This is a genomic window from Sphaerotilus sp., from assembly GCF_041083715.1.
Taxonomy (GTDB): Bacteria; Pseudomonadota; Gammaproteobacteria; order Burkholderiales; family Burkholderiaceae_C; genus Sphaerotilus.
Genome location: NZ_JBFPGY010000213.1, coordinates 1 through 8,875, shown reverse-complemented (window position 1 = coordinate 8,875; position 8,875 = coordinate 1). Strand labels below are relative to the sequence as shown.

Genomic DNA, 8,875 nt, shown 5'->3' with positions numbered 1-8,875 from the left:
GGTGGCTGCAGCGCCAGCGCGGTGCGCAGGTCTTCGGCGGCCTCGGCGAGCGTCTGGCCGGGCAGGGCGTACATCAGGTCGAGGTTGAAGGTGTCGAAGGCCTGCGCGGCCTCTTCGGCGGCAGCCAGCGCCTGCGCACGGCTGTGCACGCGGCCCAGCGCCTGCAGCTTGGCATCGTCGAAGCTCTGCACACCGATCGACAGCCGCGTCACCCCCGCGCCGCGGAAGGCGCGGAAGCGCGCGCGCTCGAAGGTGCCGGGATTGGCCTCCAGCGTCACCTCGCAGCCCGGCGCCAGCGGCACCAGCGCCCGCACGTCGCCCAGCAGCCGCTCGATGCCTTCGGGCGAGAACAGGCTGGGTGTGCCGCCACCGATGAAGATCGACTGCACGCTGCGGCCCCAGACCAGCGGCAGCGCGGCTTCGAGGTCGGCGCGCAGGGCGTCCAGATACGCCGCTTCCGGATGCCCGCCGCTGGCCGCCTCGTGCGAGTTGAAGTCGCAGTAGGGGCACTTGCGCAGGCACCACGGCAGGTGGATGTACAGCCCCAGCGGCGGCGGCGCACCCAGCTGCAGCGTGCCTGGGCGCAGGTAGCGGGCCACCACGTCGGCGCCATTGGCCGCCGCCGCGGTGTCCGCGGTGGCCTGGGCTGGCTGGATCGGGATGAACTCAGCCAAGCTGCCACACCCCGCGCATCAGCGTCAGCATCTGCGCACAGGCCAGCGCGCGGTGGCTCTGGGCATTCTTGACCTCCGCGGGCATCTCGGCGGCGGTCAGTCCGTTCGACGGGATGCACATCAGCGGGTCGTAGCCGAAGCCGCCCGCGCCGCGCCGCTCGGCCAGGATCTCACCTTCCCAGCGCCCGAAGGCGATGAGCGGCTCCGGGTCATCCGCCGAGCGCACGGCCACCAGTGCGCAGACGAAGCGGGCGCGGCGCGTGGCGGCACCCTCCAGTGCGGCGAGCAGCTTGCGGTTGTTCGCTGCGTCCTGCAGTGCGCGCTGTGCTTCGCGGTCGATGCCGGCGGGGAACTCGACCGCGGCGTAATGGGCCGACTGCACGCCCGGTGCGCCGCCGAGGGCGTCCACGCACAGTCCGGAGTCGTCCGAGATCGCCGGCAGGCCGCTGGCGGCCGCGGCATGGCGGGCCTTGGCGAGCGCGTTCTCGATGAAGGTGTGGTGCGGTTCCTCGGCTTCCGGAATGCCGAGCGAGCCCTGGGTCACCAGCTCGACCGACACCGGTGCCAGCAGCGCACCGAGTTCCTTCAGCTTCTTGGCGTTGTTGGACGCCAGCACCAGACGGTGTCGCAGGCCGCCCATCGCCTCAGCCTCCGATCGGTGCGGTCAGGGCCTGGCGCTGCAGTGCGACCAGATCGCGGATGCCCTGGTCGGCCAGTGCGATCAGCGTGTCCATCTCGGCGCGGCTGAAGGGCGAGCCTTCGGCTGTGCCCTGCACTTCGACGAAACCACCGGAGCCGGTCATCACGACGTTCATGTCGGTGTCGCAAGCCGAGTCCTCGACGTACTCCAGGTCCAGCAGCGCCACACCGTCCAGCAACCCCACCGAAATCGCGGCGACGTGGTCACGGATCGGCGTCTCGGTGACCAGACCCTGTGCGAGCAGCGTGGCCACGGCGTCATGGGCCGCGACGAACGCGCCGGTGATGGCGGCCGTGCGGGTGCCGCCGTCGGCCTGCAGCACGTCGCAGTCGATGGTGATCGTGCGCTCGCCGAGCTTCTTCAGATCGAACACGCTGCGCAGCGAGCGGCCGATCAGGCGCTGGATCTCCTGCGTGCGGCCGGTCTGCTTGCCCTTGGCGGCTTCGCGGGCGCTGCGGGTGTGGGTGGCGCGGGGCAGCATGCCGTATTCGGCCGTGACCCAGCCTTCGCCCGAGCCTTTCTTGTGTGGCGGCACACGCTCTTCGACCGAGGCCGTGCAGAGCACCTTGGTGTCGCCGAAGGCGATCAGGACCGAGCCTTCGGCGTGCTTGGTGTAGCCGCGGGTGAGCTGGACGGGGCGCAGGGCATCAGGGGCACGGTGGTTCGGGCGGGTGGTGGTGGTCATGCGGGAAATTCTCGGGTCGTGGCGATGCGTGGACTCCCGCATGCGCGGGAAGGACGTGGTCGCGGAGGCCGGGGTGCCGGCCTAGCCGCCGCGCTTCTGGGCGCTGCGCTTGATGGCTTCGTTGATCTCGCGGATCGAGCGTTCGATCTCGGCCTCGTCGAGCAGATCGTCGGGGTTGCCGGCACCGGCGCCGGCCTGGATGGTGGAGGCGAAGACATCGTCGCCCAGCGCGCGTGTCTCGATGCCGGTGAGGGTTTCGTCGTCCTCGGCGGACTCCCACTCGACGGCGATCACGGTGACGTTGTCGCTCTTCTCGCCAGCGATGCGCAGCGCGCGCTCCACCAGATCAGGTGCCGCGTCGCTGATCGTGCCTCCGGCCAGGATGCGGGTGATGGTGTCGTCGTCCAGGGCACCCCACAGGCCGTCGGAGCACAGCAGCAGCTTGTCCCCGGGCTGCAGCGTCACGGGGCCGACGAGATCGATCACCGGCTTGCCAGGACTGCCCAGGCAGGTGAACAGCACGTTGCGGTTGACCTTGTCGCCCAGCGGCACGACGCCGTTGAGCGACTCCTGCAGCTCGGAGTAGGAATGGTCGCGGGTGCGGGCCTGCAGCCGGCCGCCGCGCACGAGGTAGAGCCGCGAGTCGCCGCAGTGCGCCCAGTACGCCTCGCGCCCCTGGAGGATGCAGGCGACGATGGTGGTGCGTGGCGTGTCGAGCAGGGCGCGTTCGGTGGCGTAGCGGATGAGCGCGTGGTGGCCGGCCAGGATGGACTCGGTCAGGAAGCGGCGCGGTTCGCGGATCACTGGCTTGGCGTCGCGCTGGAACATCGCGGCCATGGTCTGCAGCGACATCTGCGAGGCGACCTCGCCCTCGGGATGCCCGCCCATGCCGTCCGCGAGCGCGAACAGGCCGGAGTCACGGGTGTAGCAGTAGCCCATGCGGTCTTCGTTCTTCTCTCGCCCGCCACGGCGACTGATCTGGTAGACGGAAAAACGCATGGACAGGGGTTCCGAGGAAGATTCCGGCACGGCGGGGCTCACGCCTTGGCGCCGGATTTGATGTTTTCAAGCTGCAGCTTGAGGCGCTCGCTGAAGCTGAGCTTGGTGTAACGGCGTTCGGTTTCCCTGGACAGCTCCTTCTGGAGCGCAAAGACGCTTTGCGGCCGTGCCAGCGGGTCGAGCGACATGCACCACTCGGTCACCTCGATGAGGTTGTCCGAGTACACGTTGCGCAGACGCGAGAGCGACAGGCTCAGGCGGTCCTTCTCGATGCGCTGCGGCGCGTCGTTCGGCGGGTAGCCCTGCATGCAGGCATAGATGCAGGCGCCGATGGCGTAGATGTCGGTCCACGGGCCGAGCGAGCCGTCGCGGCGGTACATCTCGGGCGCCGCAAAGCCGGGGGTGTACATCGGCCGGATGAAGTTGCCTTCCTTCGACAGCACTTCGCGTGCCGCGCCGAAGTCGAGCATCACGGCCTTGTTCTCGTTGGTGACGAAGATGTTGGCCGGCTTGATGTCCAGGTGCAGCATCTTGTGCTGGTGGACGATGCGCAGGCCGCGCAGGATCTCGTCGAACAGGCTGCGGATGGTCGATTCGCGGAAGACCTTGTCGCGCTTGAGATCGCGGGCAGTGACGATGAAGTCCTGCAGCGTGTCGCCCTGCAGGTAGTTCATCACCATGTAGACCGTCTCGTTCTCGCGGAAGAAGTTCAGCACCGAGACGACGCTCTGGTGGCTGATCTGCGCGAGCGAGCGGCCTTCCTCGAAGAAGCTCTTCAGGCCCAGGCGGTAGAGGGGCTGCTTTTCCGGCTTGACGCGCGGAATCAGCTCACCCGCGGAGCGCTCGGCCAGCGAAGACGGGAGGTATTCCTTGAGGGCCACCAGCCGGCGCTCGGCATCTTCGGCGAGATAGACCACCCCGAATCCACCCGCTGCCAGCTTCCGGATGATCTGGTAGCCGCCTACCACCGTGCCGGGCGGCAACGGGGCAGGTTTTTGCTTTGACATAATCGTATTTTGATTGGGCGAAATTCGCGATGTCAGTTTACAGCATGACCGGTTATGCCAGCGCCTCCTCCAGCGCGCTGCCCGAGGCCGGGGAACACACCGAGAACACTGCCGCACAAGCGGGATCCGCAGGGTCGGTCACGGTGGAACTGCGCTCCGTGAACAGCCGCTTCCTGGATCTGGCGCTGCGCCTGCCCGACGAATTCCGCGCACTGGAGCCTGCGCTGCGCGAGCTGCTCACCCGGACCTTCAAGCGCGGCAAGATCGAGCTGCGCCTGAACCAGGACCGTGCGCCCGACGCCGCTGCGGCGCTGCCGCATCCCGAGCAGCTGGCCCGGCTGGCGGCGCTCCAGGTGGCCGTGCGCTCGCAGCTGCGGGATGCCGAGCTGATGTCGGTGCACGAGGTGCTGCAGTGGTGCCGCAGCACCGCACCGGTGGCGCTGCTCGACGACGTCGCGCTGGTGGCTGCCCGCGTGTGCGTCGAGCGGCTTGGCGAGGCCCGTGCCCGCGAGGGAGACCGGCTGGTCGCGATCCTGATGGAGCGTGTCGAGCACCTGCGCGGTCTGGCGGCCCAGGCAGCGCCGCTGGTGCCGCAGGTGGTGGCGCGTCAGCAGCAGCGCTTCCTGGAGCGCTGGAACGAGGCGCTGGCCACGGCGGGCGCCAACCAGAGCGTGTCCGCGCAGTCGCTGGCCGAGCGGGCGATGTCCGAGGCGGCGGCGTTCGCGATCCGCATCGACGTGGCGGAAGAGCTGGGCCGCCTGGGCGCCCACCTCGACGAGATCACCCGGCTGCTGCGCAAGGGGGGCGAGCTGGGCAAGCGGCTCGACTTCCTGATCCAGGAACTGCACCGCGAGGCCAACACCCTGGGCTCGAAATCCGCCGCACTGGAGCTGACGCAGATCTCGGTGGAGATGAAGGTCGCGATCGAGCAGATGCGCGAGCAGGTGCAGAACATCGAATAAGCGGTCTGCCGGAACGAAGAAAAGCCACCCTTGGGTGGCTTTTCTGGTGTGGTCGAGCAGGCGGCGTTGCCGCCCACTGCAGGTCTTAGCTGTGTGCTGCCGCCAGCGCCGCGTTGAGCGTGGCGCTCGGACGCATGATGGCCTTGGTCTTCTCGGCATCGGCCAGGTAGTAGCCACCGATGTCGGCCGGCTGGCCCTGGACCGCGCTCAGCTCGGCCACGATCTTGGTCTCGTTCTCGGTCAGCACGGCGGCCAGCTTGCCGAAGTGGGCTGCCAGCACGGCGTCCTCGGTCTGGGCGGCCAGTTCCTGGGCCCAGTACATCGCCAGGTAGAACTGGCTGCCGCGGTTGTCGAGCTGGCCGGTCTTCGGGCTGGGCGACTTGTTGTTGTCGAGCAGCTGGCCGGTGGCGGCGTCGAGCGTCTTGGCGAGCAGCTTGGCCTGGGCGTTGTTCTCCTTGATGCCCAGCTCTTCCAGCGAGACGGCCAGCGCCAGGAATTCCCCCAGCGAATCCCAGCGCAGGTGGTTTTCCTGGACCAGCTGCTGCACGTGCTTCGGGGCCGAGCCGCCGGCACCGGTCTCGTACATGCCGCCGCCGTTCATCAGCGGCACGATCGACAGCATCTTGGCCGACGTGCCCAGTTCCATGATCGGGAACAGGTCGGTCAGGTAGTCGCGCAGGATGTTGCCGGTCACGCTGATGGTGTCCAGACCGCGGGCCACGCGCTCCAGGGTGAAACGCATCGCGCGCACCTGGCTCATGATGCGGACTTCCAGGCCCGTGGTGTCGTGGTCCTTCAGGTAGGTTTCCACCTTCTTGATCAGCTCGTTCTCGTGCGGGCGGTACGGGTCCAGCCAGAACACCGCCGGCATGCCGGAGTTGCGGGCGCGCGTGACGGCCAGCTTGACCCAGTCGCGGATCGGGGCGTCCTTGACCTGGCACATGCGCCAGATGTCACCGGCCTCGACCGTCTGGCTCAGCAGCACTTCGCCGGTGTCCAGGTCGGTGATGTTGGCCACGCCGGCCTCGGCGATCTCGAAGGTCTTGTCGTGCGAGCCGTATTCCTCGGCCTGCTGCGCCATCAGCCCCACGTTCGGCACCGTGCCCATCGTGCGCGGGTCGAAGTTGCCGTGCCACTTGCAGAAGTTGATCATCTCCTGGTAGATGCGGGCGAAGGTCGACTCCGGCATCACGCACTTGCTGTCGTACTGCTTGCCGTCAGCGCCCCACATCTTGCCGCCCTGGCGCATCATCGCCGGCATCGAGGCGTCCACGATGATGTCGTTGGGCGAGTGGAAGTTGGTGATGCCCTTGGCCGAGTCCACCATCGCCAGACGCGGACGGTGCTCCTGGCAGGCGTGCAGGTCGCGGATGATCTCGTCGCGCTTGGACTCCGGCAGCGTCTTGATCTTGTCGTACAGGTTCACCATGCCGTTGTTGACATTGATGCCCAGTTCGTCGAACAGCGCGCCGTGTTTCTCGAAGGCGTCCTTGTAGTAGATCCTGACGCAGTGGCCGAAGACGATGGGGTGCGAGACCTTCATCATCGTCGCCTTGACGTGCAGCGAGAACAGGATGCCGGACTTGCGGCAGTCTTCCAGCTGCGCCTCGTAGAAGTCGCACAGCGCCTGCTTGCTCATGAACATCGAGTCGATGATCTCGCCATCGAGCAGGGCCAGCTTCGGCTTCAGCACGATGGTCTTGCCGCTTTCGGTCAGCAGCTCCATCTTGACGTTGCGCGCCTTGTCCAGCGTCAGCGACTTTTCGCCGTGGTAGAAGTCGCCGTGCTCCATGTGCGACACATGGGTCTGCGACCACTGTTTCCATTCGCCCATCGAATGCGGGTGCTTGCGGGCGAAGTTCTTGACGGCCATCGGTGCGCGGCGGTCGGAGTTGCCTTCGCGCAGCACCGGGTTCACGGCCGAGCCCAGGCACTTGCCGTAGCGTGCCTTGATCGCCTTCTCTTCGTCGGTGGTCGGGTTCTCCGGGACGTCGGGGATGCCGTAGCCCTTGGCCTGCAGTTCCTTGACGCAGGCCACCAGCTGCGACACCGACGCGCTGATGTTGGGCAGCTTGATGATGTTGGCGTCCGGCTCCAGGGTCTTCTTGCCCAGCTCGGCGAGCGTGTTGGGCACCTTCTGGCGGTCCGTCAGGTATTCCGGGAACTCGGCCAGTACCCGTGCGGACACCGAGATGTCGGCTTTCTGGATGTGGATGCCGACCGGCGCCGTGAAGGTGCGCACGATGGGCAGGAATGCACAAGTCGCCAGCAAGGGCGCTTCATCGGTCAGGGTGTAGATGATGGTCGGCTGCTTGGTCGTCATTCACGGATCTCCGGGAGGTCTGATGGGGTTCTGCTTGAAAGTGTTGTTCCTGCTGCGGAGTACCGCGCGGCAGCTGTGCCCAGACGGAGCACTTTGCCACCCGATTCTGTGCAGGTGCTGACTGGCCGTTCGAGCGGCGTCACCCCGCTATTGTCGTTTGACCACGCGACTTCGGGGACAATTGAACGCCAGACGCTCTCAACGCGCCAGCCCAGCGAGTCCGCCGTGCCCCATTCCGTCACACCTTTGCCCGCCGACTATCCCGGCAATCTCTACGTTGTCGCTGCCCCGTCCGGCGCCGGCAAGTCCAGCCTCGTCAAGGCCTTGCTGGAGATCGACACCCGCCTGATGGTCTCGATCTCGCACACCACCCGCGCACCCCGCGGGCAGGAGGAGCACGGCCGCGAATACTGGTTCGTCTCGAAAGACGAGTTTGCCGCCATGGTCGAGCGCGGCGATTTCTTCGAGTGGGCCGAGGTCCACGGCAACCGCTACGGCACCTCGCGCGCCGCGATGGAGCAGCGCCTGCGCGACGGCCAGGACGTCGTGCTGGAGATCGACTTCCAGGGCGCGCTGCAGATCAAGCAGCTGTTTCCGAGTGCGGTGCTGATCTTCATCCTGCCGCCTTCGTGGGAGGAACTGCAACGGCGCCTCTTCCGCCGCGGCGAAGACACCCCTGAAGTCATCGCACAGCGCATGGTCAATGCCCGGCACGAGGTGGCACAGGCGCGGCACTTCGACTACATCGTCGTCAACGCCCTGTTCGAGACTGCCCTGTTCGACCTGAAAACCATCGTCCACGCGCAGCGGTTAAAATATTCGACCCAGCGTCTCAGCCGCCCGGCTGTGTTCGACGCCCTTCAACTGTCTTGACCGACTCCTCACCTGCGGAAGCACGATCCCACCATGGCCCGTATCACTGTCGAAGACTGTCTGCTGAAGATCCCCAACCGCTTCCAGCTGGTGCTTGCCGCCACCTACCGCGCCCGCATGCTGAGCCAAGGCCATGCTCCCAAGGTCGAGACGAAGAACAAGCCTGGCGTGACCGCGCTGCGCGAAATCGCCGCCGGTCAGGTCGGCATCGAGATGCTGCGCAAGGTCCCGACCTGAGCAGTATCTGACCCGCGGCTTGTCGGGCATCGGCCACACGGTGCCCGGACCGTTGCGGGACACGCTAGAGTCGATCCATGGTGTCCCGCACAGCCGATGTTCTGCGCCGCATGTTCTTCTCCTCCTGGCGACGAGAAGGCAAATCCGAGTCTGCCGCGTCCGAACCGTTTCCGGATACCCAGCCCAGCGACCCGGGTGAAGCCCATGATGCGGATCTGGCCGTCAGGAACAAGTTTCGTGCACGGGTCGGAAAGCCTCCGCGCCCCGTGATCGAGCAGGTGCCTGGCGCGCACGGGGCGAGTGCCGCCTCCTTCGCGGTGCTCACAGCCAAGCTCGACTACCTGGACGAGGCCGACGTGCGCCGCGTGCGCGAGGCCTACCGCTTCGCCGACCAGGCCCACCTGGGCCAGTTCCG

General features: G+C 67.0%; 10 protein-coding genes. 4 read left to right on the top strand and 6 right to left on the bottom strand.

Annotated features, from left to right (window positions below; all coding sequences use genetic code 11):
• The 5 genes from hemW to AB3X43_RS09375 form a co-directional block, all read right to left on the bottom strand.
• A partial coding sequence (hemW, locus tag AB3X43_RS09395) for a radical SAM family heme chaperone HemW (RefSeq protein ID WP_473965103.1) occupies nt 1–674 on the bottom strand: 674 nt, incomplete at its 3' end.
• Nucleotides 667–1,314 (bottom strand): RdgB/HAM1 family non-canonical purine NTP pyrophosphatase, encoded by a 648-nt coding sequence (rdgB, locus tag AB3X43_RS09390; protein WP_369429576.1) that lies wholly within the window; start codon nt 1,312–1,314, stop codon nt 667–669. The genes hemW and rdgB, both read right to left, overlap by 8 nt.
• Before the next feature lie 4 nt (nt 1,315–1,318).
• Complete coding sequence (rph, locus tag AB3X43_RS09385; protein ID WP_369429575.1) at nt 1,319–2,059, bottom strand: ribonuclease PH; 741 nt, start codon at nt 2,057–2,059, stop codon at nt 1,319–1,321.
• 81 nt (nt 2,060–2,140) lie between these two features.
• The gene (locus AB3X43_RS09380; protein ID WP_369429574.1) at nt 2,141–3,058 is read right to left on the bottom strand and encodes a PP2C family protein-serine/threonine phosphatase; all 918 of its coding nucleotides are present in this window, start codon (nt 3,056–3,058) and stop codon (nt 2,141–2,143) included.
• Nucleotides 3,059–3,096: 38 nt separating this feature from the next.
• The gene (locus tag AB3X43_RS09375; RefSeq protein ID WP_310463454.1) at nt 3,097–4,065 is read right to left on the bottom strand and encodes a serine/threonine protein kinase; all 969 of its coding nucleotides are present in this window, start codon (nt 4,063–4,065) and stop codon (nt 3,097–3,099) included.
• Between the two features lie 44 nt (nt 4,066–4,109).
• Here AB3X43_RS09375 and AB3X43_RS09370 point away from each other — a divergent pair, with 44 nt between their 5' ends.
• Nucleotides 4,110–5,027 (top strand): YicC/YloC family endoribonuclease, encoded by a 918-nt coding sequence (locus tag AB3X43_RS09370; protein WP_369429573.1) that lies wholly within the window; start codon nt 4,110–4,112, stop codon nt 5,025–5,027.
• Nucleotides 5,028–5,112: 85 nt separating this feature from the next.
• Here the strand turns inward: AB3X43_RS09370 and AB3X43_RS09365 are convergent, their stop codons facing one another.
• Nucleotides 5,113–7,350 carry an NADP-dependent isocitrate dehydrogenase gene (locus AB3X43_RS09365; RefSeq protein WP_369429572.1) on the bottom strand — a complete coding sequence of 746 codons (2,238 nt, stop codon included), beginning with the start codon at nt 7,348–7,350 and terminating at the stop codon, nt 5,113–5,115.
• A gap of 225 nt (nt 7,351–7,575) precedes the next feature.
• Between AB3X43_RS09365 and gmk the strand changes: the two genes are divergently transcribed.
• The 3 genes from gmk to AB3X43_RS09350 all read left to right on the top strand — a co-directional run.
• The gene (gene gmk / locus AB3X43_RS09360; RefSeq protein WP_369429571.1) at nt 7,576–8,223 is read left to right on the top strand and encodes a guanylate kinase; all 648 of its coding nucleotides are present in this window, start codon (nt 7,576–7,578) and stop codon (nt 8,221–8,223) included.
• A 33-nt stretch (nt 8,224–8,256) separates the two neighbouring features.
• The gene (gene rpoZ, locus AB3X43_RS09355) at nt 8,257–8,460 is read left to right on the top strand and encodes a DNA-directed RNA polymerase subunit omega (protein WP_179634291.1); all 204 of its coding nucleotides are present in this window, start codon (nt 8,257–8,259) and stop codon (nt 8,458–8,460) included.
• A gap of 77 nt (nt 8,461–8,537) precedes the next feature.
• The coding region (locus AB3X43_RS09350; RefSeq protein WP_369429570.1) for a hypothetical protein at nt 8,538–8,875 on the top strand (338 nt) is incomplete at its 3' end.